Consider the following 26018-nt stretch of genomic DNA (forward strand, 5'->3'; position numbering starts at 1 on the left):
AATGTGGGTATCAAGTAAAAGTTTCATTCCAACACTTCCCATAGTTCGGCGACAGGAGCAATTAAATCTCCTAATATTTCACCGCTTCCTTTCATTGCACCAAAGGTGGGGCGTTGATCTTGGGTGGTCGCAGGATAAATAATCACTAATGCTTTTCCTTCATGGATGACGGTTAGAGGGGTTTTGGTACGTTCGACCTCTATAAGTAGAGTCTGGAGGGTTTGGGGTAATTCAGTCGTGGTAATTTGTGCCATTTGTTGACCGTTCACAATCTTATTCTATTTTTAGTATGATAATGCGAGGATTAGACGGAAAGCGATGCTTGAGTGAAAAAAGATCGATCGCCCCTCGCACCAAATACCAAACACTGCGATGATTCTACGAGTGGCGATCGCACATAATCATCATCCCTAATTTGCGATCGACCTCCGGCATCAATTCTCCACAACTGGAGTTTAGACTAAGCACCTCTTAAAGCACGGTTAGATTTCAACTTAAGAACGGCAATGGTCGCTGGTGAAGAGCTATGAGGCTCAACCACTAGCATAGATGCCGACGACCGTTGACGTTCTCTTCGGCTGACAACCTCAAAAAAAAACTGTCTGCGATAGTTTCAACAGACAGCGTAAGGGTAGAAGATTGAGAATTCAGCTAAAAATCTCAAATCTACCTGCCATGAAGTTTGAACAATTACGGGAATTTCGTCAACAAGCTTATGAATGTCTCGGCAATGCCAAAGACGCCACCTTTGAACTAGCAGACGCGATAATGACGACTCGCCACGTCTCATGTTTAGGAGATTTAGCCCTCAATCCCTTATTTCGGCGTGAGTGGTCAAGCGTCTACGAAGCGCTGCAAGATTGTAGACCAGACCGAGACCAATTGATGCAACTATATATCCAACAGATGTCACAAGTGGAACGTCCAGTATTAGCGATCGATCATACAGCATGGTTGAGACCCCATGCACCTACTCTCAAAGAACGGACCTATGAACATCAACCCACAGCCTTACCTCACGGCATACCTGTTGGTATCGGTCAAGGATATAGTACGATCGCACTGATACCAACGATTAGCGGGAGTTGGGCGCTGCCATTAAGACACGAACGTATTACCAGTTGGGACAACCCAATCGGTAAAGGCGCTGAACAATTGGCACAAGTCTGTGAATATCTTCAGAATAGACCCATCGCCCTATTTGATAGTGAGTATGGGTGCGCCCCTCTGGTTAAAGCTACTGCTGCGATCGCCGCTGATAAACTAATGCGTATTCGCTCCAATCGTTGCTTATGGTCAACACCCCCAGCCTATAGTGGTAGAGGACGGCCAAAAATTCATGGAAACCAGTTTAAGCTTAACGACTCCTCAAGCTGGTGGGAACCAGAACAAACCCTGGAATCCCTTGAGCCGAAACTCGGACGAATCAGGTTGAGAACATGGGATAACTTACATTTCCGAGGTAGTCCCAAACATCCGATGACTCTGATTTTAGTAGAACGCTTAGACACTGTAACGGGTCAATTAAAAACTCAACCTTTGTGGTTAGTTTGGGTTGGTGTTCAAATGCCACCTCTTACAGAAATTTGGCAACTATATCTACGTCGTTTTGCCATCGAACACTGGTATCGCTTAGCGAAACAAACATTGCATTGGACAATTCCGAAGCTAAGCACTCCAGAACAATGTGAACGATGGAGTGATTTGATGCCATTGCTAACTTGGCAATTATGGTTAGCTCAAGATTTAGTCAGGGAAATTCGTCTACCCTGGCAAAAGCCTCTCCCTGAATTGACACCTGGAAGGGTTGCACAATCAATGCTTCCACTTTTAATTAGGATTGGGAGTCCGGCTGTTGCTCCCAAATCCCGAGGAAAATCGGCTGGATGGTCATCCGGTAAACTGCGCGCTCAAAGATGTCGCTATCCCGTGGTCAAAAAGGGTAAAGGTCGGTTCCAAAACTCTCCCAAATTCGTAATTTAACCTTAGAAAACTCTTTCTAAATTCACTAGAATTTCACTCAGCGTTAGCTGAGTCAATTTGTGCTTAGTCTAAACTCCAATCCACAAAGCATCAGGCTGAAATTCGTTATCTGCGTCCCGCACAGTAGCATTCTCGCCCAATTCCACCCAGCCAACGTAGAATTTGATTGTGTTGTTCGCCGTGACTTCTGAATCTTACCGATAATGCCACATAAAATATTTTTCAATCTATTCAGTTAGCCATAAAAAATTAAGCAAACATAGCATCGCAGGGGCAACTTTTGCAGCACTAAACTTCCTCCTAATATCAAATTCTAACTAAATCCTTCCCTTAAACCTTCTGCTTCTTCCTTCGCGTCCTTCGCGTCTTCGCGGTTCGTTTCTAACGCAAATACTCAATCCAAGCCGGCAAAACCTCCGGCGAACCGTACCACTTCCCCGGAGAACGAGGCGAATGCCAAACCCTCTCCAACACCAGATTTTCGGCCCCGTCCAAAACAGCAGCTTCCACCGGCGTAATTCCATCTCCCCAAGTTTCGCCCTTCCCCACAGTCAACTCGTAACTTTTATAAGCCAGCCAAGTCCCTAAACCGCGCTTGCCAAAAACAGCCTTCCCAGCAGCGCACACGTAGCGCACCTGCGGGTGAAAAGCCCCCGGATAGTGAATTTTGACAAAATCTAGATTTTTGCGCGTCCAGCGCTCTTGAGAGACGTGCGGCGTGCCTAAAGTGATTAAAGTATTGACATAAGGGTGAGCTTCCCACAAACCCGCGTCCTCAAGCACGTCGCCGTGAATCGTGTAAGGCTTTTCGCCCAAATAGATGCGAGAAATCCAGCCGCCGGCGGAATGACCGACGAGATTGATCTGGGGAACACCGTATTGCTGTAACATTTGTTTGACTGTACGATCGAGCTGTCGCAAAATTGGCACCATCGACCGCCCGCCAAAAGTCGGCAACCAATCTCCCTTGCCCAGAGGCACTGTTACTGTTGGGAAACCTCGATCGACCAGAGATTTTTCTAATTCGCGATAGTCGGAAGCAGCAGCAAAATATCCTGGTAAAATCACGGTTGGTAATGGCATTGTCAATTTTAGATTTTAGATTTTAGATTTTAGATTTTGCGGTCGGAGTGCTACGATCTGTTTTTCAAGTTCAAAGACGCTTGCCGAAGCATCCTTTGGATTGCTAACATCTGCCGCTCGTTAAACCTTTTGCTTAGGGAATATCTACTTCTATGGCTCGCGAGCCGATTCAAACATGGTATTTTACCCTAGTTGTCGTTCACTTAGAAGACCGTTTTCTACTGGTACAAGAGCGCAAGTACGAGCAGCAGTGGTATCTCCCAGCAGGGCGAGTGGAAAAAGGGGAGACTTTGCTCGAAGCTGCTATGCGTAATACCCTTGAGGAAGCGGGCATTTCCATCATCGTTGAGGGAATTCTCCGCGTAGAGCACACAGTGATGCCTAGGGGCAATGTGCGCCTCCGAGTCATTTTTGTGGCTCGTCCACAAGATAAGACGCCGCCCAAGAGTAAGCCGGATGAGCATACTTTGTGCGCTGGCTGGTATTCTCTCAAGGAATTAGACCAGTTGTCGTTGCGGGGAGAGGAAGTTCGAGAAATGTTTCAATATATGGCAAGCGGCGCTCCTATTTATCCCATCGACTTGCTCACCATTGAGGGAGCTCCTTTTAAAAATTACCGCTATCGCTGGTGAATCCATCGATTTTGGATTTGGGATTTGGGATTTTCGATTGAATAATTACTTCCACGGATGAATCCGGTTGTGTAACCGAATTGGAAACAGGGGTCGATCGAACGGATCGATCGTGTTTAATGAATTAGTTGGGCTCTAGATCCCGGAAAAAGTCGGTATAGCAGCGGTGCAGTCTCTTTTTTAGAGCGCCCCAGTCCTGCCCGCCTGACGCTAGCTGACCATTCTCAACAATACCTGAGAAACCGCGTATAGGATGCCATCAAAGGCATTCCGCAAGAAAAACAATGGTTTCAGCAATTAACAACGTCCTCACCCGATTTGCGGTTGCTATACCAGCGTGGAACCAGGCAAGAAACCGGGTTTCTACGCTTGAGTGCTTGATGTGAGGGTCGCGAAATCTCCCTAAAAGTCGATCGGGCAATTTCGATACCGACCGTGCTAAAATTTAACCTTTGAATTCCCCAACCGCCACTTTTAAAATCACTCAAAAAAAATATCAATTAATAACTATTAACTTCCGATTCCCAATTATCAATTCTCAATTACCAATTACCAATTCCCCATTCCCCATAGTCATGACTGACTCTTCCTCCCTAGCCAACACCCTTTCCGAACCGCTGCGCCAGCCTTTTTGGTGGGCGGCCCTAGCTTCTGTCGGCCTTCACGGAGTGATCGGAGCAACCGCCCCGACGCTCTCAAACATACTTTATGGTGGAAATTCCTCAAAAAATATCCCCGGTTCTGTCGGCTTGGTAGAACTAACTCCCACAGAAGCCAGCCGCCTGCCACAAACCATACCACCGAGACCGTCTAATACGCCGTTTTCGATCGCACCAGTTCCCCTGCGGCCAGCGCCAAAGTTAGCCCCGCCCTTGCCGCCCGCACCGGATATCATCAACTTGCCCGCCATGCCGCCGGGAATGCCCCCTCCAGGATTCTTTTCCCCTCTGCCTTATTCCCCTCTCCCGCCCTTAACGGCCCCAACAGCCCCGGCACCTCCCAAAACTCCATCATCTCCAACAGTCAGAACCCCCTCCCAGCCAGCAACACCCACTATCATCCCACCCGTACCTCCCAGCGGTTTTCTTTTCCCGCCCTTACCTGGTAATTTTGATCGCAATATTATCCCGCCGCCACCATCCCTGAGTGAAGTGCCCCAGCTTCCCGCCAACCCATCGGAAGACGAAGCAGAAACACTCAAAAAGATCATAGCCAGTAGAGGCGGACTCCCACTATTTCCAGACGGAGCTCCAGTCTTTACCCCGGAATTCCCAATTGCCGGCAGGAATGTGGGGCCCGATGGAGTACCAAAATTGACTCAAAAAGATCCGAATAAAAGGAATCTCATCGCAGAAACTCCCGAAGAAAGAATCAGGAGACAACAATTTGAAGAGGGACAGCGACAGCTAGGACAGTCTGGCCAACCGGGTTCAAACTTACCCACCGACAGAGAGACACTGCTTGCGGCTGCAAATACCTATGTTGCTTTGTTTGATAAATTCAAAAAGGCTTATCCTGACTTGGAAATGACGGGTCCGACTCCTGTGCCTGTCCCTTATCCCGTAACAGCTTGCTCGCAAAAACTCCAAGGAAGAGCTGTTTTTGGAGCAGTTGTCAGCCCTCAAGGCTTGCTCAAGGCCGAGCCTCAGCCGATCGTCCCCACCGGTTACGGTATTCTCGATAATGCGGCTAAAATTGCGATTATTAGCCCTTCTCTAACATTTGAAGCAGCCAGCACGCACAAGCTTTACCAACTGGCTGTCGAGTTTAAGTACGACGAAAAACTTTGTAGTGGCATTCCTGTCACCCCAACCAGGCCCAACCCACCAGGCCAGCAGCAGCCAGCGCCCGCCCCCACAGCGCCCAGCAGACCAACAGGCCAGCCGCCCTCCCCAGCGCCTACTGAAGTGAAACCGCAGTTTGAGAAGCCGCCGGCCCCCTCCACCAAACCGCAGCCAGGGGCCCAACCGTCGCCGTCGGCACCCAAGCCTGCGGCTCAACCGTCGCCCTCGCCTGAACAGAAACCAGCCGCGGAACAGTCACCTTCTCCTCAACCGCAACCGGCCCAAGAGTCTCCGCAGCCTCAAGCTGCGCCATCTCCTGCCGCCGAAGAGTCCCCGCAGCCGGAAGCTGCGCCATCTCCGGCCGCCGAAGAGTCCCCGCAGCCCGAAGCTGCACCATCTCCGGCCGCCGAAGAGTCCCCGCAGCCCGAAGCTGCACCATCTCCGGCCCCGGAAGTGTCGCCCTCTCCTGCTGCCGAAGTGTCGCCCTCGCCGGCACCGGAAGTGTCGCCATCACCGTCGCCGGAAGCTGCGCCATCTCCTGCTGCTACCGAAAATTAATTGGGCATCGGTAATTGGCAATCGGGTATGAGAATGGGTAATATCCAATCTGCTTGCTTCACTATTGTGAGTTAGTAGTTAGTAGGGTGCATCAGCTTGAATATTTGTTGGTTCTCAAACTAATATCAATTCCGGTTGCACCAGAATTATTGTTGACTGTTGACTGTTGACTGTTGACTGTTGACTGTTGACTGTTGACTGGCGGGTCGAAAAACTGAATGGTTGAGTGTTAACTGTTGACTCGATTTTATTATTCCGATGCAACCGGAAACGATATAATTTATACTTGCTGACGCACCCTACTTTATCCACTAAGAATAAGGTAGGGTGCGTCTGCCTGACCAGGCTTCGGATGCTTGAAGTTTTGACTAAAAAGCTAATTACCTATTCCCCTTAACCTCTCAATTGTATTGAACTTTATACATTTGAAATAAGTCGCCACTTTGCTTTTTTACTACCTTAGCGCCCGCAGCTTTAATCATTTTTTCCCAATCTTCTATTGTCTCTAAAAATACTTCGCCGGCTCGATAAGTTTCCAAAATTGCCCAATCTTCTGCTAATGGAGCATTGGGGTTGAGGACATCAAAAACAAAATGACCGCCCGGTTTTAGTACCCGCTTTACTTCTCCCATGACAATACTCCAATAGTCTATGGGATAGTAACAGCTAAAGCCTGTAGCGAGGCATAAATCGAACTGAGCCTCCTCGTAATTTAACTGGTGAGCGGGAGCCCATTCTACGCCTTTGAACAGCTTAGAATTGAGCTGAGGGCCGCGAGCGTTTAAGGCGTCTCGCGCGGCGCTGCTGATTTCTTGACCGTAAAAATAGGCTTCCCAATCCCGCCAAGGGTAGATCAGAAAGCTGACTCCGCAGCCAATGTCTAAACAGCGCTGATTTTTTTGAGGTTTGGCAATTTTCCAGAAGGGAGAAACTGTTTTTGCTTGGAGAGTTCCTGCAACTGATTCCAGGAAAATCGGCATTGCTTCGACTTCTTCGGGTAAAGCGAAAGCTTCTCCTCGGTATTCGCGATCGAACCGGGCAGCAACCTGCGATAGTAAAACTTGCCAGCTATCTGATTTGCCTTTGGCAAACCAAGTTTGCTCGCTTGTACTTGCTGGGCGTTCGGACTTTTTAGACATTCTTGAATTACCTTTTAGAGGCTTTGAGAGCCTTTGTAAAGTTTTGGCGATAGGGCTTATTAAAAATTAACGCGGGCCAGAGCAGCGAGAGCTTCAGGCGATTTGTAAAACTTCGATCGAAGTTAGTGCGATCGAAACCATTCCAAAATTTCCAAATACCGCCACCGTAAGCGATCAGCAATGCCAAGCTAATTAACGTACTCATTTAAAAAACCCCTAAGCAATGGATAGGATTTTGGGTCAGCTAGTCAAAGCGCTACCCTTAATCTATCATTTATCAGACGCCAAAGCGCACCGATACCCGTAGTAATTCCACCTTCAGAAAGAGACTTCAAAATCCCCGCTGGCCACAAACTTAAAAATAACACCCCCGAAATAGCTGTCACCGAGCAAGCAAGAAGGGACTTCTGCCAAAAGTCGAGGATTCTGAGGGCCTATACGATTGAAGAATTGAAGAATTGAAGAATTAAAGAATTGGGAATGACTGATGACAGAAGGGTTTCGAGCACGGGACTACAGTTGCATTCTTTTTTTTAACTGGTATTACCCAACATCCTACAAATCCGAGCTCGACCGGGGGATTGGTGCAGTGCAGCAAGTTCTAATTCGGTTGAAATCGGTTGCTGTTGGGGGACAGCCTAGCCGAACGGGATTGTCCAGACGTGTCCCTACTCGAAGATCTTTAAAGTAAGAACTGAGAGTTGGCGGCCAACCAATTACAGCAGGCAAACTTTTTCTAGCGGACAATGACGGTAGAGAGCTTTCTAAGCAAGGAGGATTTTATGCGTGCAGTGCTGATGGCTGGGGGGTCGGGAACGAGGCTCAGACCCCTGACGTGCGATTTGCCCAAACCGATGGTGGCGATTCTTAATCGCCCGATCGCAGAACACATTATTAATTTGCTAAAAAGGCATCAGATCACGGAAATTATTGCAACGCTGCACTACCTTCCCGATGTCATGCGCGAATATTTTACTGACGGGTCAGAGTTTGGCGTTCAAATGACTTACGCTGTGGAGGAAGACCAACCGCTGGGTACGGCTGGTTGCGTGAAAAATATTGCTGAATTGCTCGATCAAACTTTTCTGGTGATCAGCGGCGACAGCATCACAGATTTCGACTTAACAGCAGCGATCAAATTTCACCGCAGCAAGCAATCCAAAGCCACGTTAATTTTAACTCGCGTTCCCAACCCGATGGAATTCGGGGTCGTGATTACCGAGGAAAATTACCGCATCAGCCGCTTTCTGGAAAAGCCTTCTAGCAGCGAAATTTTCTCCGATACTATCAATACCGGCATTTATATTTTAGAACCGGAAGTCTTGGATTACCTGCCGCTAAATCAGGAGTGCGACTTCTCGAAAGACTTGTTTCCCATGCTGCTGGAAAAAAACGAGCCGATGTACGGCTACATCGCCGAGGGTTACTGGTGCGATGTCGGCCAGTTGGATGTTTACCGGGAAGCTCAGTACGACGCGCTGCGGGGAAAGGTCAAACTGGATTTGAGCTACTACAACGAAGTTCGATCGGGACTTTGGGTAGGTCAGAATACTTTTATTGACGATAGTGCGATCGTCGAAGTACCGGCGATGATCGGCAACAATTGTCGGATTGGAGCCCGAGTTAAAATCGATGCCGGTACAGTGATCGGAGATAACGTGACTGTCGGGGCGGACGCCAACCTCAAACGTCCCATCGTCTGGAACGGAGCAATTGTCGGTGAAGACGCTCATCTTAGGGCCTGCGTGATTTGCCGGAGCACCCGCGTAGACAGGCGCGCTCACGTCCTCGAAGGTGCTGTCGTCGGTTCGATGTCCATCGTGGGAGAAGAAGCACAAGTGGGGCCAAGCGTGCGTGTCTGGCCGAGCAAAAATATTGAATCCGGCGCTCTGTTAAATCAAAATTTAATTTGGGGAGAACAAGCTAAGCGGAATTTGTTCGGTCAGCGCGGCGTTCAAGGACTGGCAAATGTGGATATTACCCCGGAATTTGCGGTGAAATTGGGCGCGGCTTACGGCTCCACTTTGAAACCTGGGACTTCGGTATCGGTTTCTCGTGACCAGCGGAGCATTTCGCGGATGGTTTCGAGGTCTTTGATTGCGGGTTTGATGTCGGTGGGAATTAATGTGCTCAATTTGGAATCGACGGCAATTCCGATCGCGCGCACGGTTTCGTCTACCGTGTCGATTGCTGGCGGCATTCACGTTCGCATTTCACCCGATCGCTCCGACCACATTTTAATTGAATTCTTCGATATCAAAGGCATCAATATTACTAAAGGAGCTGAGAAAAAAATTGAGGGGGCTTATTTTAAGGAAGATTTGCGGCGAGCTCTAATTCCCGAAATTGGAGAAATGACGTACTTTAACCAAGCTCTCGAAGTTTACAACCGCATTTTTGAGCGGCAGATGAATGTTGAGGCAATACGCTACAGCAATACTAAGGTGGTAATCGATTACGTTTACGCGGTTTCTGGAGCAATTTTGCCCCAAATGCTTGCCAAGTTCGGCTGCGATGCGGTGGTGCTCAATGCTAGTCTCAAGCAGACTTCTCTAAGCAACGGGGAACGGGAATATTTGCTTGACCAACTCGGCCGGGTGGTGAAAGCACTCAGCGCTAATTTTGGAGTGCAGGTATCGGCGAACGGCGAACAGCTCATTTTGGTAGATGAGTCTGGGATAGCGATTCGTGGGGAAATGCTGACGGCGTTGATGGTAAATTTGATGCTGACTTCTCATCCCAAAGGTACAGTAGTAGTGCCGGTTCATGCGTCTTCTGCGGTGGAGGCGATCGCCCGACGCTATCAAAGCAAGGTAATCCGCACGAAGGCGAACCCAACTGCTTTGATGGAAGCCGCTAACAGGAACCCGAATGTGGTTTTGGGCGGCAGCGGCCTTATGGGTTTTATTTTCCCGCAGTTGCATCCCGGATTTGACGGAATGTTCTGCATTGCTAAAGTGATAGAAATGATGACGATTCAGGAGCGATCGCTCGGACAGATCAAGGCGGAACTTCCCCGCATCACCCACCGCAGTTACAGCGTCCGCTGTCCTTGGACTATCAAGGGTTCGCTGATGCGACATTTAGTAGAAACTCATTCGCCCGATCGTTTAGAATTATTAGATGGAGTGAAGATTTTTAACTACAGCGACGACAATTGGGTATTAGTTTTACCCGATGCTAGTGAACCGACGGTTCATATCTTCGCCAACAGTGAGGATCGAGATTGGGTATCTGAAACTTTGAAGGAGTACCGTGCCCTCGTTCACGATTTTGTCAGTCAAGCCGAGGCGGCGGTTCTCCAAGATAAATTTGGTAACGTGTAATCCGTAATCGGTGACAACTAATAGCGAATAGCGCAGAAAAATCAGTCATCACCTATTACCAATTTGCAATTGGCAATTCCCAAAAGCAAGACGCACAAGTCATCGGTACACGGATAGCTATTTTTTCCTTCTTCCTTCTTCTTTCTTCCTTCTTCCTTCAACATCCAATTCCCAATTACGCACAGATAACAGATGAATAGCTGCATTTTGATGGCGGAAATAATTCAACAACCGCAACTCCGTTATACTCCTGACAATCAACTTCAAATCGCTGAGATGTTGGTGCAGTTTCCCGGCCCAAAACCCGAAGATCCGCCCGAACATTTGAAAGTGATAGGATGGGGAAATTTTGCTCAAGAAATTCACGAGAAATATCACGAGGGCGATCGCGTGATTATTGAGGGGCGGCTGAGCATGAATACGATCGAAAGAGATGGTATTAAAGAAAAGCGCGCTGAACTGACAGCTCAAAGGATTTACAGTGTCGGCGCCGATGCCATGAGTTCGGCTCCCCCAACTAGAACTGCCCCGGAACCGGCTCAAATTCGCGACACGGCCCCGGCTAATGTGCCGAGCAATGTAGTGCCTTTAGGCTCGCGGAACCGCAGTTCAAACAGCGCTCCAGGCGGCGCTAACCGCACGTCTAGTTCGGATTGGAACTCGCATCAATCTTCAAATTCTGAGTCCGATCGATCTTCGAGTTCGCCTAACGAGCCGGAAAATCCCGATTACGATCCGATTCCGTTTTAAAAATTAGAGTGCGTCACTTTACGAGCGATCGCCAAACTTCGCCGTTTGCTCGAAAGTGACGCACCTTAATTTAAGGGCGATTCCCTACGGGATAGCTTCGCACGCGCGTACTTCAGGAAAAAAAGGGCGATCCTCTTCGAGGGCTGCGCTAACGAATTTGGCTGAACTACGGGCTAAATTGCAAATTTTACAGCTTGATCGTCACAACTTTTTTCTTGCTTTTTTCGTCGCGTAGCACGACTGTATTGTAGGGCGATGTATCCGTCCCCAGCGGAATTGGCATCTTAAAGCTGCCGCTCTTATGCTTAAGTTCGCCTAAATCAATGCTTTTCGTTATATTGCCATCTGTTGCCAGATAAGCGGTAAGTTCGCCTTTATAATCTTCAATCAAAAAGTCTCTGAAGAAAACGACTTCCCCAGCCTCGACATCGATAGCAAGGATGACCGTACCGCTAAACGTTGCGCCTTTTTCTTCTTCATCAACCGTCGCCATTTTAATTTCCGAGGGGTCTTGACCGGACATATCTGGCATAAATTTTTTCTCCTGAACTGAGCGCAATAATTAACAAGAATCTTACCTGATGCTAGGGGCGATCGCAAAACTCTTAGGACGTATTTCTGCATCGGTCTTGCTTCTGTCTGAGGTTAGAGAAGCCCGCGATCGCGAATTATACCACCAATTACTCTCAATTCTTGAGTCATATCAATTCCGGTTGCACTCCTTATTATTGTTGACTGTTGACTGTTGACTGTTGACGGGCGGGTCGAAAAACTGAATGGTTGAGTGTTAACTGTTGACTCGATTTTATTATTCCGATGCAACCGGAAACGATATCAGTAAGTACAGACCGTTAAAATTTTCTCTTCTATAATACCCCCAAGTCTCGCAAACACCGCCGCGTTAATTCGATTCGATGTTTAGCATCCTTAGTCTGGAGTTTTTAAGCGATTGGGTGGAGAATTAAGCCTGATGTTTTTGATAATTTAAGAGCGATCGCACTTTGCTCGATAAAGGGCGATCGCCCTGAAAGATTATTCTTTCCAGTAACGGGTCAACATCCGCATTACTATCACCTGCGATCGGGGGACGCACCCTACACATTCGATCGCACAATTTCCACTGCAAAAACGCGAGCAAACTCAGCGACAACGAGCGATCGCACTCGATCGACTCCAATCCCCGGAATAAACTGTTCTAAACTGCCAACAGGTCGATCGGGAATCCCGCAAGGTACAATTTGCCCAAAACCTGCCAGATCCGGGCAAACATTTAAAGCAAAACCGTGCATCGTAATCCAGCGGCTGACTTTAATGCCGATCGCACCTACCTTGCACCCATCCACCCAAACCCCAGTCATACCGGGAACCCGCGAACCCTTCAACCCCAAAACTTCCAGCACCCCCAGCAGCACTTCCTCCAACTGTCGCAAATACCAGTGCAAATCAGGCTGGTGGCGCCGCAAATTTAAAATCGGATACCCCACCAATTGACCCGGACAATGGTAAGTCACCTCACCACCCCGCTCAACTCGGTGCAATTCCGGCTGAGTTTCGCTGTCAAATTTCAGAAATTCCAACTTCGCGCCCTGTCCCAAAGTGTACACCGGCGGATGTTCCACCAAAATCAGCACATCTGGCAAATCTGGGTTTTCCCGGCGTTCTTGCACGAGTTTTTGCTGGATTTCCCAAGCTTGGGAGTAGGGAACAAGTTCCCAATCGAGGAGCAAGCAGGGTTGTGCATTTAGCTGTTGAGGGGTGAGAGGGGAAATCATGCAAAAAATCAATAGTGTTTTGACGGAATATTGGCGCAGCTTAAATCAAGAATTGTCAACATATAATAAAAGATTTGGAAGATAAGTGTTTTCCAGAATACATAGTGCTACTGTATAAAATATACCCAAGTTACAGAAGGGAGGGAGCTCTATGAAGCTTGTTATCCAGGGTAAGAATATAGAAATCACCGATGCGATTCGCGAGTACGTCAATCAAAAGCTTGAAAAGGCAGTTAGCCATTTTCAAACTTTGACTACTGAAGTGGACATACATCTATCGGTGGCTCGTAACCCCAGGATCAATCCTAAGCAGACTGCTGAGGTGACAATTTATGCTAACGGCAGCGTGATTCGGGCTGAAGAAAGCACGGAAAGCCTGTATGCTAGCATCGATTTGGTTGCCGACAAGATAGCTCGTCAACTGCGGAAATTTAAGGAAAAACGCCACGACAACAAGACCCAGAGTAGTGCCAAAACGGTTACTTTAGTTGAGGAACATCCTGTAGTAGCAGATCTGATTGGCGATCGAACTCCCGAACTTCCTGCTGAGGTGGTGCGGACTAAGTATTTTGCCATGCCTCCAATGACGGTGCAACAAGCTTTGGAACAATTGCAGATTATCGATCACGATTTCTATATGTTCCGTAATGCGGAAACAGACGAAATTAACGTACTCTACGAACGCAAGAGTCACGGTGGTTATGGAGTTATCCAACCCCGCCACAGCAACGGTAACGGTAATAGCAAAAATGGCAAAACTGCCGAAAGCGCTACATCGGAAAAATCGAGTGTTGCAAAAAGCTAGATAATTGCTGAGTGCTAATTGTTAATGGCTGCAAGTCGTTAGCAAAAAAGGACTAAAGTGCTTACTACGAACCACGAGTTTTTAGTAAGAACTTTAGTCCTTTCTTGGTTTTTTAAGATAATGATTCGTAGTAAGCACTTTGCTGATATTGCCTAGAGAAAATGGATGAACAATTATGCTATTGGAGTTAAGACAATTGAAGATTCAACCGGGTCAGCAATTACTGGTTGAGGATGTGAACTGGCAACAATTTGAAAGTATTTTGGCGGAATTAGGAGAACGTCGTGCTTCCCGACTTTCTTATAGTAACGGACGGTTAGAAATTATGGTTCCTTTGCCAGAACATGAAAAAGCCAAAGAAATTATTGGCGACATGGTAAAAATTTTGTTGGAAGCACGACAAATAGCATTTGAGTCGTTGGGTTCGACAACGTTAAAAAATGAACGCATGAGTCAGGCTGTCGAACCGGATACCTGTTTTTACATTCAAAATCAAGCAGCGGTTATCGGTAAAAATCGCCTCGATATGAGTGTTGATCCGCCCCCAGACTTAGCTATAGAAATTGATCTTACCTCTCGCACGCAGTTGGATAATTATCAAATTCTAGGAGTGCCGGAACTTTGGCGATACGCAAGGCGAGGGCTACAAATTAACGTCTTGCAAGCCGAACAATATATTGAGTCTGATGTGAGTCCCACTTTCCCCAATATCCCGATTGTTCAACTGGTGAATCAGTACACTCAACAGAGTCAAGTTGCTGGCAGAACCCCCGCTATTCAAGCTTTTAAAATTTGGGTACGGGAAAATCTCTAGTCTCCGAACTTTCTTCCTCACTAAAAACCGCTAGTTCGCAGTCAGGAATTTAGTTTTTTCTTGTTTTTTAGACAAGGAGGACTTTCGTCCTCACTACAAACAATAGACCTCTTGCAAAAATCCTTTTCATTAATTGATGGGACGGGCTCTCCGGCCCATCCCACAAGAAAAAATAACTCTTGTGGGATGGGCCGGAGAGCCCGTCCTAATTATTTTTGCAAGAGGTCTAATATATTTAAGCAAATCCCTCTAACTTTTGATGGTTTCTAAAGTTTTGAGTGATTGTGCAACGTGTGCTTTGAAGTCTAACATCGAGTCAAAAATATGCTTGACAACGCCTTCTTTGTCAATGACATAAGTTACTCTACCGGGCATAATCCACAGTGTAGCTGGAACTCCATATAATTGCCGAACTTTGTTGCCAGTATCGCTCAGCAGTGTAAAGGGTAGCTGATATTTGGTGGCAAATTGCTGGTGCGCTTGTTGGGTATCTCCGCTAATTCCTATGACTTCTGCACCTGCATCTTTGAAGACTTCGTAACTATCTCGAAAAGCGCAAGCTTGAGTGGTGCATCCGGGTGTGTCGTCTTTGGGGTAAAAGTAGACTATGACGTTTTTTTTACCTTTAAAATCTTTGAGGCTGACTGATGTGCCAGTTTGAGAGGGTAAGGTAAAATCGGGTGCGGTGTCTCCTACTTTGACTGTCATGTTTTTTTAACTGAGTAGCTCTGTTTGGGTGAAAATTTAACTTTTGTTATTGTACAGTTTTTTTGAGCAATTGTTCGCAGGTGCGATCGCCCGGTTCGGTATCATCTGAGATGTTGCACCATTCTCAAGAACAGCTTTCCGGCCTGTTCCACAATAAAATTCATCTCTTGTGGAACAGGCCGGAAAGCCTGTTCCTAAACAAGTAATTGACAATGGTGCAACATCTCAGTATCATCCCATTATTGCTTTCTGGCACTCCTAAAAAAAACCTTTTTACCAAATCTGGATGCAGCCGACGATTCGCAGTTACGGGTATTAATTGAAGAGGCTTTTTTGAACCGCACATCCACGGGGATTAACGAAGATTCTGATTAACAAGGGGAGGGTCGGCGCTGAAGCGTTACCACAAAGTTAATTGTTATCGGCCTTTAGTTAAATTTTTTAATTCCCGCCATATTGGAGGAATTTGACCAGAGTGTGTGCGGGGCTGGGTGAGGATTCCTTGAGTGGGACTGAACAGCAATGATAGCACAAACAATCCCGATGCAACTAAAACTATTGCGGGGCCGGATGGTAAGTTATAAAAGTAGCTGAGATACATTCCGCTAATGCTGGAAATAACTCCGATTATTGCGCCTAAAATCATTACTTGATGCAGACGAGTGACTAGGAGATAGGCGGTACTTGCAGGTGTAATTAATAGGGACAAGACTAGCACTACGCCAACGGCTTTGAGGCTGGCAACTATTGTGAGGGCGATGAGTACCATCAGTCCGAAGTTGAGCAGGTTTACTGGCAAACCTGTGGCTTGCGCTCCTAATGGATCGAATGTGTAAAATAGCAGTTCTTTGTAAAAGAATACTACAACTAATAAGACTACGGCGACTATGACGGCTGTGTCGATCGCATCTTCGACAGTAACCCCCAGGATGTTGCCGAAAAGAAAGTGGTTGAGGTCGATTTTGTTGTCTTTTTGGACGATCGTAATTAAGGTGATGCCGAGGGCGAAAAAGGCTGAAAATACGATGCCCATTGCGGCGTCTTCTTTGATTGTCGATCGAGCTTTGATCCAAGCTATGATTACTGTACTCAAAACTCCGGCAATGAAGGCGCCGAGAAAGATGTTTGCTCCGAGGATAAATGCGATCGCCAATCCGGGCAAAACCGAGTGGCTGATGGCGTCTCCGAGCAAGGCCAGCCGCTGTACCATTAGGTAGCTGCCGACGATCGCGCAGACGATGCCGACGAGAATGGCAATTATGAGCGATCGCTGCATGAATCCATACTGCAACGGCTCAATTAAGGTTTGTAGCATAAAATTATAAAATCACAGTTAACTAATGACTAACAATCAAAGTAACCCGGTTTGATCTGAGATGTTGCACCATTCTCAATAAGCCTTTTATGAACAGGCAAGATGCCTGTTCCACAAGAAAATTCACTCTTTGTGGAACAGGCATCTTGCCTGTTCTTGAGGCCTGTCCCACAAGAAAATTCACTGTTTGTGGAACAGGCATCTTGCCTGTTCTTGAGAATGGTGCAAGATGTGAGTTTGATCCGAGATTTATCGTTGCCCAATTCAAGATTATCAAAGCAACCGGGTTCATAAGCGTAATTCATAAATTAATGACTGTTGGCTAATTAAGCGGCTTGTCCGCCAAAAAACATTACTTGTCCGCCGTAGGCGCGGTAAAGGTTTTCTTGTGTTAGGACTTCTTGACGGGAACCAGCGGCAATCAATTCTGTATTCAGCAAAATTAAATCATCAAAATTGGTGATTGATTCGCCTAAGTCGTGGTTAACTACTAAGACGATTTTCCCGGCATTGGCTAGTTGGTGGAAGATGTCAAAAATGATATTTTGAGTTTTTTGGTCAACGCCGACAAACGGCTCGTCAAAGCAGAAAATAGAGGCTTCTTGGGCTAATGCTCTCGCTAGAAATACTCGCTGTTGCTGTCCGCCGGAAAGTTGTCCGATCGGTCGGTCTTTGTAAGCAGTCATCCCTACTCTTTCTAAGGCATCGGCAGCGGTGCGGCGACTAGCTGCCGAGAAGCGACGAAACCATCCAGCTTTTCTGACTCTTCCCATCATTACGACATCCCAAACGGTGGCGGGATAGTTCCAGTCAATTTGCGATCGCTGGGGCACGTAAGCTACTGTTTCGAGTCGATCGGCGATCGCTTCTTCGCCCCAGGTAACAGTGCCACGAGCTGCCGGAATTAAGCCCAACATTGCTTTGATCAGCGTGCTTTTGCCCGCACCGTTGGGCCCAATAATACCCGTCAGCCTTCCCGGTTTGACTGAAAGACTGATATCTCTGAGTGCCTCTACCGTGCGGTAGTTTACTCCTAAGTGCTTAACAGCGATAATTTCAGTGTCGGTAGCGCTGTCTTTGAGGTGGCAAACCATTTTCGACCAAGGATTCTCGTTAGGGAAGGCGGCGGTATTCATTGCGGTGACTCTATCTCCTTTTTATTAAGTTTACTGTAAAAATGAAAAGAATATGAAATCATCGGTAAATAGGAATAATCGGGAACGCAAAAGAGGTAGATAATGCGACAGTCCAAGCTGGAAACCCCTCAAACCATAGGTTTGGTGGCGAAAATCTCAAGTAGGTTAAAACTTATCTCTTCCACCATTCTCAATGATCGCGATCGGGGCGGGCTATTCGCCCATCCCACCAGAATATTGAATCATTGTGAAACAGTCATCTTGCCTGTGGTGGAGAAGAGTGCAAAATCTGAGTTAAAACCGACGGCAATTGTGAAGCAACTTGATAAAGGGGAGTTTAGGGGTGAGTTGGGGATTGAAACCGCCCGCCCTGGATTTGACAAGTCCAAGGTATTTTGGATGAGAACTATTGCCTGCGGCATTTTGACTGTGGGTTTATTTAGTTGCGCTCAAACTCAGGGCGATCGCCTCTCTCCAGAGGCAGATGCTAAACCCAAGGTAGTTGCTACCAGCACAATTATTGAGGATTTGACCGATCGACTAGCGGGAGGCGAAGTTCAGCTAACAGGAATTTTGCAGCCGGGAACCGATCCTCACGTTTACGAACCGGTGCCAAAAGATTCTCAAGCTTTAGAACAAGCTAACTTAATTTTATATAACGGTTACAATTTGGAACCGGGATTAATTAGGATGATGAATGCCGCCGGAATTAAGGCGCGGAAATTAGCAGTGGGGGAAGTTGTCAAGCCTTTGCTACTGAATAAAGAAGGCAATACCGTACCCGATCCGCACGTTTGGGGAAATGTGGAAAATGTAGTTCAAATGGTGGAAGCAATTCGGGATGCGCTAATCGAAGTGTCGCCGGAAGATCGGGAGAAGTTTACGCAGAATGCTGTGAAACTTACTCAAGAGTTAAAACGTTTGGATAGTTGGATCGAACAAGAGATTAAAACTATTCCCGAAAATCAGCGCAAATTAGTCACAAGTCACGATGCTTTTCAATATTACAGCCGCGCCTACGGATTGGGAAGTGCTGGAAGTTTGATCGGGATTAGTACGGAGGAACAGCCGAGCGCTCAAACGGTGCAAAAGTTAGTAGAATCCGTGAAAGCTGCGGGAGTTCCTGCTATTTTTGCTGAGACTACAATTAACCCGCAACTGATTAAAACTGTAGCGGAGGAAGCGGGAGTGAAATTGGTGGCGCAGGAACTTTATTCGGATTCGATTGGGGCGGCGGGAAGCGAGGGCGATTCTTATGTGAAAATGATGTCGGCTAATACTCGCGCCATCGTCGAAGCTTTGGGTGGGAAATACACGCCGTTTGAAGTTAGCAAGTAGCAAGTAGGGTGCGTCTGAAGAGTTTTATTTTATGTGCGGATATGGTGACAGCTAACTGATAGGGGTTTCAAACAAGAATGCAACTGTAGGTAAACTCCCAACGCCGATAGTCATCCTTGATTCCCCATCTACAATCTAAAATCTAAAATCTAAAATTGTATGGCGCACCCTACAAGTTTCAGTTTACCTGCTTCGACAAAATTAAATTAAGCACGTTCAATTCGTTGGAACTTAAAAGATATTTATCTGTGAAAATCTTTTCTCGACTTTGCTCTAAACTGTAGCTTCTAAACACGATAAATGGAAAGTCTCGATACTTGTGCCCGATCGGCATTACACTATCTACAGGGTAGATCGATCGCACATAAGCCGACAAAATATCCCGAAACCGCCTGTCTTCCGGTTCTTCCAGCTTACTGTCAGCAAAATACTCTTTCATTTCCTCCCCGCTGACAAAAGCAAACAGCGGTATGGCATAATAGCGATCGAACTGCTGACTCTGCTCTTCAAAATACTGAGTTTTCTCCACATCGCTGTTGAGAAATTGCAATAACTCGATCGCACCGCCTCTAATTGCCGATATTACATTCTCCGGGGACGAATCGCTATCCCTAATTAGACGCATTTTTTTCAGCAACTTCTTTTCTAGACATTCCTTGATTTCCCGATGCAGCGACATCTGGTATGTTTCTCCCAAAGTGCGATCGGCTAGAGGTACCATCAACAAACTACCGCAAACATGACCGATCTCTAAATTATCATAGCTCAGCAAACCATCAAGAGGATTGCACTTTTCCAAAAACTTACGATTAAAATCATCCCGCATTTCCAGATAGGAATCGCCCTTTTGACGAGACTTATCAGAATTTGTCAAAACAAACTCCCCGCGACCCAAAAGCTGTTCCAGACTCGTATAAACCTCCTTAAACAACATATTTCCTCGCTGGCTCTCGCTCTTTAATGCCTTAATTAGAGCAGCCATTTTGCTGCTAAAAGTATCCCCTACGGCGGAAACCGACTTACCACCAATCGGAATCATCAAAAACTTATCCCTACCTAAATAACCGTATCCCGAAATTCGCGTCATCACCGCAGTCTTCAGAATTAGCAATAAATTCAACAAACTCAATTTGCTTTCTTGCAGGGAAAGTTCCGCATCCTCAGCGTAATAAACTGCGGTATCAGACAGATAAAAAACCAATTCCTTATCTTCACCATCAAGGGTTTTACCGTTCTCATCTTCTCCGCGTCCCCGATAAATCACCTGTATGACTTCCATCAGATTTTTCTCAATTTGGAAGCGGGGAATATCCACTAAAATGTGCTTGGTTTTCGGGAAAGAAAGCCCCCGACTTCCCGATGCAGTCATAAAGATTACTTTAGCTGTATTTTTGTATTCCTGTATTTTTTCTTTCTCCTTTTCCGAGATATTCGCGTGAATTTCCAGATAATCGGTAAACTGCTCAAACTTTTCGCGACTATCTTTAATTTTTTCAATTAATTCTGCCAATCTTTGCTTGTTTTGAATATATACTATAATTTGTTCCACACCGGGGATGGCTAATCGCTGATTGATATCCTGAATTATTTCAGACTGTACCCGCTTGACTAAATTGCTCTTCTCTTTTAAAGGTGCATTTTCACTGTACTTAACCGTTTCTACAAATACCTTGTAAGTTATCTCTAAACTGCGGGCAGGGTAGGAATTAGCATTGATTACCGTTGCATCTAGATTCTTGAATTTAAAAGGAATGACTTGTAAAGGTTCAATTACATCAGAATTTTTGGCTAATTTTTTAAAGTAGATTTTATCCGGTTCCGGTGACGTGTTATCAAGGTGTTGTTTAATCACATCGGAGTCAACAATCGAAGCATCTGCCACAATAATTTTAGTATTAAAACCGTGTTCCCGCTTGTGCAACTCATATTTTTTTACAATCTTGGCAATTCCGTCTAAAAACTCAACGCCGCCGTCATCTCCGGTAATTTCATCTATCATAATGAAAATATGTTTGATGCGACTGGAGATTTCTTGCATCTTAGCGGTAATGACCCGTTTGTCGCGTTTATTGTAAGTATCTTGAAAAATTTTATCTAAATGCTCTAGGGTATTTTGCCGGTTCTCTTTCATCTTCACCGATTGAATAGAAACGGTAGCTACGATATTATTAGATACCTGACAATTTATCAGCGCGTATATACCTTCGCAAATGGTCTTAAGCACTCCATTTCCTTTGGGATTAACGGGTTTGATTACTGTTTCTCCCTTTTTTTTAAGTTCGGATTGATGATATTCCGTCCTCTGAATTTCTGAATCATCCTTGAGGAAGCGAACAGTTTTTTTGGGGAAATCTTCGCGATAGCTATTCGATGCGTACTTGACGGTACAGTGTCCTAAATTGCTTTTGATGATATCCGCGTTAGTGTTGATACAAAATAATCGATCGTCGCACAGCCCACCAGTATTTTTATCTTTGAATTTTTCGATGATATCTAAGTTTACTTGCTTGCGGGGACTGACGTATAGGAATAAGAAACCGTCGTCTATATGGGTTTTGAGGAATTTGGCGATCGCAGTTGTTTTCCCAATTCCCGGATTACCCGTCAAAAAGATATAAGTTTCATCAGATTGAAGCGCTTTTACAATCAATTGAGCGTGAGCCTTTCTCAGATGTAATCCGCGCTCGATTTGCAAGTTATCTGCCAGTTTATCTGATATAATATCTATGGAATTAGCAAAATTATCAATCCGTTCTTTATGAAAGACTGGGGCAGTATTTTTGCCAATTTCTAACAGAGGATTTACTAATTTTTTGCCGTCTTTGAAACTGCGAGCTGCGTTAAGTTGAATAACATCTAAAACTTCGCTGCGGGCGTCGCTAATCTCTTTATCTTTCGCTTCATTCTGGTAAATCTGAGCGCAAGTTGCTAACAACTTGATTTTGTCCTGGCGTAGGGAAATAGCGCTAATATTGCGATCGCCATAACCAACCACATTAAACAAAACCTCAGCATCACTTGAAATTATACCAGTTTGTTGTAGAAATCCATAGAAACTGTGAGCATAGCTACCAGCCTGAATTAACTTAGTGCTTTCCTTATCCTTATACTTAAAAGCTGTAAAAAATCGTTTTAAATCCTCCGAAAAATCAACACCTAAAGTGCTGGTATCCACCCGCAGATTAGAAAACACACTTTTCGATCGCAAATAGCTAATTTCTCTCATCAAATATTTGCGTATCACCTCTATTTCATTGATATCCTCCGGTTTTGGAGCTAACATCGGAGAAAACACAGACAAATCAACGCAGAGAATTCTAAAATCATTTCCATACTGTAACAGCATCAGCGTATCAGCCTGCAAAAACTCACCCTTTTTCGAGTAGCGGCGGATGTACGAATTAATCTCCTCATCTGATAAACTAGGTTGGGCAGTTTTTAACTGAGACAATAGCTCTTTAAACGATTCTTTGTCACCCTTGTTATAGGTTCTGATACTGTTAGAATCACTAAAACTGCACTGACAATACACAATTTCCAGCCGCTGCAAATTCCAGCCAGTAGATTTGACGTACTCCCGGAAAAAATTTAACCCACCCAAAAAGCCTTTTTGGACAAAGAATAAACTCCATTTCTCAACGATTTCAGCATCTAAACTAGCCAGCAGATTGGCTTCCCTGACGATTTCCGCCGTCATCTTTGGCAATTTGAGCCTCTGCAAATCCAGACGGTAGGAATCGCCAAAATTGTGACTTAAATTTTCCCGCTGAATATATGCCAGAATCCCGATATTGAAGCCTACCTCAAATAGCCGTCCCAAATCTTCACCGATCATTATTTTGTACCTCCCTCAGTTACGCTCAATACTTCTCTTACCTTATTCAAAAAAGCCAGCGAGTTAAACTCTGCACTCCCGGTCGCATGACGAAAAACAGATAAAGCACCAACCGAATCATCGCCAATTATCCGCTCGTAGGGGTCAAGTTTTAAACTAATGTTGTGGCGAGCTTCATACCTAGAAAAGTGGAAAATTGTTAGATAATGCAGCAAAGTATCTTTAATTTCACCATCATATATCAAACCTTGGTGAAGGTCTTGGTCATCCAGAATACCGTCGTATATATGCAACAGCGTCGAGTAAGAAATCACACCGTTGTAAAAGTTTTTTTCTCCCGGCTGCTTGACTGTAATCCCGTTAAACAAGTTGAAAAACATCACAGCTTGCTGATTGCCTTTTGCGGACAAGCTTTCAAGCTCCATTGCATCCTGAATGTAAAAAGATTTTCCTTTATCACCTAGGAAACTGCGAACAAAGTATTTGTCAAAAAATAGCGGATAAATTTTGATATCTCGCCGCTCTCCCTTCAAAGTTCGGAGCAATTTTTTTGACATGAAAGACAATTCCTCATCTTCCTCAGTCTTAGTAATGTGCAGCGTACTCATGTAAGGTGCTTGTGAAATATATGCGAAATTCCGATATCCTTGCTGATAAAGCTGACTCATTGCATCTTCAAGAATTAATGGTTCAGTATACAGACGGCTGACGCTGTAATTCTCGGAAAAGGTTTTCAGCATTTCGACTTGAATTGTAGTGTCGTCTAGGCGATTAATTCCGACAACTTCTCCGATGAAGCTGGCTTGTCTTTGCAAGCGGTTTTGATTACCTTTTCTCGCGTCGCTATCCCGACTGGAAACGACAAGAATCGCCAACTTATCCAGCTCTGGAGATAGCTGCACATTGTCGAAGCTAAACTTTTTAGGAAGTATTGAATACATGGAACTCAAACCGTTACGGATACGGAAACTATCAATTTTTTCTCTAATCCGAAATCCCTGAGAAGTTGAACGGTGTTTTTCACTCAAAATGTGAGACAATGTTTTGGAAAGTTTAGCCATAAACTCTTCTGACGGCGAAGGGTGATTATGGTCGCCTTCGTGAAGTCTGACCATCGGAATAAATAAGTTTTTCGCAGCATTTTCCAGCAAGATTCTCAGACAGATATAGGACAGCAGCAACATGGTAAATTTATAGACAAAAGCCGCCGCCGGTTGTAAACCTTTATCGCCACTGTCTAGTCGTCTGTCCTCATAAGGAAACAAGACTAATTTCGTCTGAAAATGCTGGTTGTAGATTTCTCGAGAACGATTTGCTTTAGGTGCAGAAAGTACAGGCAAAACATCGACACCTTCGATATTGTATTCCATGCTGAAAGTTTGGCGTTCATCAGTAGGAAAATAGCGGACATCTTCGATGGTAATATTGACTGGTAGCTGGCAAATAGATCTTTCGTTGACAGTAGGTTGCTCGACGGCAATATAATGGAGTGTCTGCTTATAATTTCGCTCCATAATATCATTAAAAAATTTCCCCGTCGTCAAAATATTGTCAATATCCTCTACCAGACCCATTTTGAGGTTGACGTGTCGCGTTTCAGTTCGGCTTGGCAAAATTGTTTGCTGTTTCAGAAAGTTTTTCAGCAATTCCTTGAGACGGTTTATTTTATGTTTAACATTAACTTCCTTAAACCGAGTCACAAAATTTCGGAAAAGTCTTTTTTTGATTTCCTCATTATCACGACTCAATACATCTTTGATTAGTTTCTCAAAACCAGGAAGAGGATTAAAGTCAAGTTCTAATTCAGGGTTGTAATTTTCCGTTTCTGGGTTGTGGGGAGATGCAAAGACAAAGTGATACAGCAATGCTATTTTTAACACCTTCCGGGCGAATGTTTCGGTAATGGAATCTTCCGCAATTGCTGCTTGGTGCTCTTCACTGTCAGGATTTAGTAGATTCAGATAATATTCAAATACTTCCTTTCCACCGAGCGATTGAACTGGGTTATTAAATTTGACTTTGAGAGCAAAGATAAATTTACGTTCGCTTTGAGGGGTGTCGGTGCTTTCTCCCAAGTAACCTTCTACAATTGAAATAATTGGCAGTGCATCTAAAACTTCCGCTCTGGCAAAAATCTCTCTGTAATTAAATCGGAATCCGGCATAATTTACTTCATATTCGCCATGGGCTTTACTGCTGTCATTGATGTATTGTTCTATCAATCTGAGGCGGCGAATCAAGTCTTGTAAATAGATGATACCTACAGTATCTTTGCTGCTAGCGCGGATGTGTTCTAACAGATACTCTAAATAAGTAATTTTTGCTTCTTTATTAAGTTGTCCCAGGGTTTCTTTGTCTACCAGTCGGATTAATTTGTGAAAATCTGAGTCGGGATTTTCAACCATCTCATCAAGACGATGGTTAAGTTCTTGCCTATCGTCGCTATTCTCGGCATTTTCCCTAATGTAGTTTTCCAAACCGTCCTTTAGCTGTTGTTGAAAAATATCGGTGTTTCGCACAGCAATCGTCAACTTATGCAGTTTTAAAGTCGCGTGGCTGCCCGAATCCAGGCGTTGCAAAGTTAGCTTTTCTTTTTCTAAAGAAGTGTGGCGTTTGCCAAAATCGTATTTAAAACCTAACTCTTGACCGCTTCCCCGAAAAGAAGGTGAATTCAAAGGAGTGATTAAGCTAGCGACAAACTTTTCTATAGAATCATTTTGTGGTAATTTAGATTCTAAGTGTTGCCGCAAACACTCTTTAATCTGCCTGACGCGAGCGCCAAAATGATCGTCCACTTCCGCAGGAAAATTAACAGTAGCAGCATCGGCGAAGCGTTCAAAAGAACCCAAGGGTTTCCGTACTTCTAATTTTGCAACCTCAGCAGCAATGGCATCAATATCGACGATCAGACGGCGGCGATCATCTGATATTTTAAATGGATTGTTTCCCTGCAAAACTTCTAAAATCTTGGCCAGCAAATCGCCATAGTCTACGGGGACTAAATCGCTGTCATCCAATCTTAAGATGTTCACCCTGTTAA

Annotated in this window: 24 protein-coding genes; 10 read left to right on the top strand and 14 right to left on the bottom strand. The window is 45.3% G+C overall.

All coding sequences use genetic code 11. The annotated features are described in order from the left end of the window. Positions 1-23: 23 nt before the first annotated feature. Positions 24-269 carry a type II toxin-antitoxin system Phd/YefM family antitoxin gene (locus tag D0A37_RS05965; RefSeq protein ID WP_242722230.1) on the bottom strand — a complete coding sequence of 82 codons (246 nt, stop codon included), beginning with the start codon at positions 267-269 and terminating at the stop codon, positions 24-26. Between the two features lie 35 nt (positions 270-304). Then, positions 305-448, bottom strand: a complete 144-nt coding sequence (locus D0A37_RS05970; protein WP_242722233.1) for a hypothetical protein — start codon at positions 446-448, stop codon at positions 305-307. Positions 449-675: 227 nt separating this feature from the next. On the opposite strand from D0A37_RS05970, the gene D0A37_RS05975 reads away from it, so the two are divergent. After that, positions 676-1983, top strand: coding sequence for an NF041680 family putative transposase (locus D0A37_RS05975; RefSeq protein ID WP_242716831.1), 1308 nt, complete (start codon positions 676-678; stop codon positions 1981-1983). A gap of 381 nt (positions 1984-2364) precedes the next feature. On the opposite strand, the gene D0A37_RS05980 is transcribed toward D0A37_RS05975, so the two are convergent. Further along, a complete protein-coding gene (locus D0A37_RS05980) occupies positions 2365-3066 on the bottom strand; it encodes an esterase/lipase family protein (RefSeq protein ID WP_242722235.1) in 702 nt (233 codons plus the stop codon). Positions 3067-3218: 152 nt separating this feature from the next. On the opposite strand from D0A37_RS05980, the gene D0A37_RS05985 reads away from it, so the two are divergent. Both D0A37_RS05985 and D0A37_RS05990 read left to right on the top strand, forming a co-directional pair. Next, positions 3219-3698: an NUDIX domain-containing protein gene (locus D0A37_RS05985; RefSeq protein WP_006633478.1), complete on the top strand. Its 480-nt coding sequence runs from the start codon at positions 3219-3221 to the stop codon at positions 3696-3698. A gap of 575 nt (positions 3699-4273) precedes the next feature. After that, positions 4274-6040, top strand: coding sequence for a hypothetical protein (locus tag D0A37_RS05990; RefSeq protein ID WP_242722238.1), 1767 nt, complete (start codon positions 4274-4276; stop codon positions 6038-6040). A 401-nt stretch (positions 6041-6441) separates the two neighbouring features. Here the strand turns inward: D0A37_RS05990 and D0A37_RS05995 are convergent, their stop codons facing one another. Then, positions 6442-7179 carry a class I SAM-dependent methyltransferase gene (locus D0A37_RS05995; RefSeq protein ID WP_242722240.1) on the bottom strand — a complete coding sequence of 246 codons (738 nt, stop codon included), beginning with the start codon at positions 7177-7179 and terminating at the stop codon, positions 6442-6444. Between the two features lie 7 nt (positions 7180-7186). Then, positions 7187-7384: a hypothetical protein gene (locus D0A37_RS06000; RefSeq protein ID WP_006633481.1), complete on the bottom strand. Its 198-nt coding sequence runs from the start codon at positions 7382-7384 to the stop codon at positions 7187-7189. A gap of 577 nt (positions 7385-7961) precedes the next feature. On the opposite strand from D0A37_RS06000, the gene D0A37_RS06005 reads away from it, so the two are divergent. Then, the gene (locus tag D0A37_RS06005; RefSeq protein ID WP_242722242.1) at positions 7962-10505 is read left to right on the top strand and encodes a mannose-1-phosphate guanyltransferase; all 2544 of its coding nucleotides are present in this window, start codon (positions 7962-7964) and stop codon (positions 10503-10505) included. A 41-nt stretch (positions 10506-10546) separates the two neighbouring features. Here the strand turns inward: D0A37_RS06005 and D0A37_RS06010 are convergent, their stop codons facing one another. Continuing rightward, on the bottom strand, positions 10547-10711 hold the full coding sequence (locus tag D0A37_RS06010; protein WP_242722244.1) for a hypothetical protein: 165 nt from the start codon (positions 10709-10711) through the stop codon (positions 10547-10549). Here D0A37_RS06010 and D0A37_RS06015 point away from each other — a divergent pair. Next, a complete protein-coding gene (locus D0A37_RS06015) occupies positions 10698-11255 on the top strand; it encodes a single-stranded DNA-binding protein (protein WP_242722246.1) in 558 nt (185 codons plus the stop codon). The genes D0A37_RS06010 and D0A37_RS06015 overlap by 14 nt on opposite strands. A gap of 187 nt (positions 11256-11442) precedes the next feature. Here D0A37_RS06015 and D0A37_RS06020 read toward each other — a convergent pair whose 3' ends face one another. The 3 genes from D0A37_RS06020 to lipB form a co-directional block, all read right to left on the bottom strand. Continuing rightward, positions 11443-11787: a hypothetical protein gene (locus D0A37_RS06020; RefSeq protein WP_242722248.1), complete on the bottom strand. Its 345-nt coding sequence runs from the start codon at positions 11785-11787 to the stop codon at positions 11443-11445. A gap of 429 nt (positions 11788-12216) precedes the next feature. Continuing rightward, positions 12217-12357, bottom strand: coding sequence for a hypothetical protein (locus D0A37_RS06025; protein ID WP_242722250.1), 141 nt, complete (start codon positions 12355-12357; stop codon positions 12217-12219). Beyond that, positions 12350-13027 carry a lipoyl(octanoyl) transferase LipB gene (gene lipB / locus D0A37_RS06030; protein ID WP_242722252.1) on the bottom strand — a complete coding sequence of 226 codons (678 nt, stop codon included), beginning with the start codon at positions 13025-13027 and terminating at the stop codon, positions 12350-12352. Before lipB ends, D0A37_RS06025 begins: the two co-directional genes overlap by 8 nt. Positions 13028-13178: 151 nt before the next feature. Between lipB and hpf the strand changes: the two genes are divergently transcribed. Beyond that, entirely contained in the window at positions 13179-13832 is a 654-nt protein-coding gene (gene hpf, locus D0A37_RS06035) for a ribosome hibernation-promoting factor, HPF/YfiA family (RefSeq protein ID WP_242722255.1), read from the top strand. Between the two features lie 175 nt (positions 13833-14007). Beyond that, positions 14008-14646, top strand: a complete 639-nt coding sequence (locus D0A37_RS06040; RefSeq protein ID WP_242722258.1) for a Uma2 family endonuclease — start codon at positions 14008-14010, stop codon at positions 14644-14646. A gap of 249 nt (positions 14647-14895) precedes the next feature. Here D0A37_RS06040 and D0A37_RS06045 read toward each other — a convergent pair whose 3' ends face one another. Beyond that, positions 14896-15354: a peroxiredoxin gene (locus D0A37_RS06045; RefSeq protein WP_242722261.1), complete on the bottom strand. Its 459-nt coding sequence runs from the start codon at positions 15352-15354 to the stop codon at positions 14896-14898. A 62-nt stretch (positions 15355-15416) separates the two neighbouring features. Here D0A37_RS06045 and D0A37_RS06050 point away from each other — a divergent pair, with 62 nt between their 5' ends. Next, complete coding sequence (locus tag D0A37_RS06050) at positions 15417-15560, top strand: hypothetical protein (protein WP_242722264.1); 144 nt, start codon at positions 15417-15419, stop codon at positions 15558-15560. Positions 15561-15772: 212 nt separating this feature from the next. Here the strand turns inward: D0A37_RS06050 and D0A37_RS06055 are convergent, their stop codons facing one another. After that, positions 15773-16669 carry a metal ABC transporter permease gene (locus D0A37_RS06055; RefSeq protein ID WP_242722266.1) on the bottom strand — a complete coding sequence of 299 codons (897 nt, stop codon included), beginning with the start codon at positions 16667-16669 and terminating at the stop codon, positions 15773-15775. Positions 16670-16771: 102 nt separating this feature from the next. Between D0A37_RS06055 and D0A37_RS06060 the strand changes: the two genes are divergently transcribed. Further along, the gene (locus tag D0A37_RS06060; RefSeq protein ID WP_242722268.1) at positions 16772-16963 is read left to right on the top strand and encodes a hypothetical protein; all 192 of its coding nucleotides are present in this window, start codon (positions 16772-16774) and stop codon (positions 16961-16963) included. A gap of 32 nt (positions 16964-16995) precedes the next feature. On the opposite strand, the gene D0A37_RS06065 is transcribed toward D0A37_RS06060, so the two are convergent. After that, the gene (locus D0A37_RS06065) at positions 16996-17805 is read right to left on the bottom strand and encodes a metal ABC transporter ATP-binding protein (RefSeq protein ID WP_242722270.1); all 810 of its coding nucleotides are present in this window, start codon (positions 17803-17805) and stop codon (positions 16996-16998) included. Between the two features lie 102 nt (positions 17806-17907). Between D0A37_RS06065 and D0A37_RS06070 the strand changes: the two genes are divergently transcribed. Then, positions 17908-19143 (top strand): metal ABC transporter substrate-binding protein, encoded by a 1236-nt coding sequence (locus D0A37_RS06070; protein WP_445242488.1) that lies wholly within the window; start codon positions 17908-17910, stop codon positions 19141-19143. 178 nt (positions 19144-19321) lie between these two features. Here D0A37_RS06070 and D0A37_RS06075 read toward each other — a convergent pair whose 3' ends face one another. Further along, positions 19322-22978, bottom strand: coding sequence for a helicase-related protein (locus D0A37_RS06075; RefSeq protein ID WP_242722272.1), 3657 nt, complete (start codon positions 22976-22978; stop codon positions 19322-19324). Next, positions 22978-26010, bottom strand: coding sequence for a hypothetical protein (locus D0A37_RS06080; protein ID WP_242722274.1), 3033 nt, complete (start codon positions 26008-26010; stop codon positions 22978-22980). The genes D0A37_RS06075 and D0A37_RS06080 overlap by 1 nt, the downstream gene beginning before the upstream one ends. Positions 26011-26018 lie beyond the last annotated feature (8 nt).

Source organism: Microcoleus vaginatus HSN003 (genome assembly GCF_022701255.1).
Classification (GTDB): Bacteria; Cyanobacteriota; Cyanobacteriia; order Cyanobacteriales; family Microcoleaceae; genus Microcoleus; species Microcoleus vaginatus_B.

Bases quoted from the DNA above. Each gene is read 5' to 3' on its own strand.
- D0A37_RS06040 (WP_242722258.1), top strand. From the start codon at position 14,008: ATGCTATTGGAGTTAAGACAATTGAAGATTCAACCGGGTCAGCAATTA.
- hpf (WP_242722255.1), top strand. From the start codon at position 13,179: ATGAAGCTTGTTATCCAGGGTAAGAATATAGAAATCACCGATGCGATT.
- D0A37_RS05990 (WP_242722238.1), top strand. From the start codon at position 4,274: ATGACTGACTCTTCCTCCCTAGCCAACACCCTTTCCGAACCGCTGCGC.
- D0A37_RS06075 (WP_242722272.1), bottom strand. From the start codon at position 22,978: ATGATCGGTGAAGATTTGGGACGGCTATTTGAGGTAGGCTTCAATATC.
- D0A37_RS06000 (WP_006633481.1), bottom strand. From the start codon at position 7,384: ATGAGTACGTTAATTAGCTTGGCATTGCTGATCGCTTACGGTGGCGGT.
- D0A37_RS06060 (WP_242722268.1), top strand. From the start codon at position 16,772: ATGCCTGTTCCACAAGAAAATTCACTCTTTGTGGAACAGGCATCTTGC.
- D0A37_RS06070 (WP_445242488.1), top strand. From the start codon at position 17,908: ATGCGACAGTCCAAGCTGGAAACCCCTCAAACCATAGGTTTGGTGGCG.
- D0A37_RS05980 (WP_242722235.1), bottom strand. From the start codon at position 3,066: ATGCCATTACCAACCGTGATTTTACCAGGATATTTTGCTGCTGCTTCC.
- D0A37_RS06010 (WP_242722244.1), bottom strand. From the start codon at position 10,711: ATGCAGCTATTCATCTGTTATCTGTGCGTAATTGGGAATTGGATGTTG.
- D0A37_RS06025 (WP_242722250.1), bottom strand. From the start codon at position 12,357: ATGTGTAGGGTGCGTCCCCCGATCGCAGGTGATAGTAATGCGGATGTT.
- D0A37_RS06020 (WP_242722248.1), bottom strand. From the start codon at position 11,787: ATGCCAGATATGTCCGGTCAAGACCCCTCGGAAATTAAAATGGCGACG.
- D0A37_RS05995 (WP_242722240.1), bottom strand. From the start codon at position 7,179: ATGTCTAAAAAGTCCGAACGCCCAGCAAGTACAAGCGAGCAAACTTGG.
- D0A37_RS06015 (WP_242722246.1), top strand. From the start codon at position 10,698: ATGAATAGCTGCATTTTGATGGCGGAAATAATTCAACAACCGCAACTC.
- lipB (WP_242722252.1), bottom strand. From the start codon at position 13,027: ATGATTTCCCCTCTCACCCCTCAACAGCTAAATGCACAACCCTGCTTG.
- D0A37_RS06045 (WP_242722261.1), bottom strand. From the start codon at position 15,354: ATGACAGTCAAAGTAGGAGACACCGCACCCGATTTTACCTTACCCTCT.
- D0A37_RS06005 (WP_242722242.1), top strand. From the start codon at position 7,962: ATGCGTGCAGTGCTGATGGCTGGGGGGTCGGGAACGAGGCTCAGACCC.
- D0A37_RS05985 (WP_006633478.1), top strand. From the start codon at position 3,219: ATGGCTCGCGAGCCGATTCAAACATGGTATTTTACCCTAGTTGTCGTT.
- D0A37_RS05975 (WP_242716831.1), top strand. From the start codon at position 676: ATGAAGTTTGAACAATTACGGGAATTTCGTCAACAAGCTTATGAATGT.
- D0A37_RS06065 (WP_242722270.1), bottom strand. From the start codon at position 17,805: ATGAATACCGCCGCCTTCCCTAACGAGAATCCTTGGTCGAAAATGGTT.
- D0A37_RS06055 (WP_242722266.1), bottom strand. From the start codon at position 16,669: ATGCTACAAACCTTAATTGAGCCGTTGCAGTATGGATTCATGCAGCGA.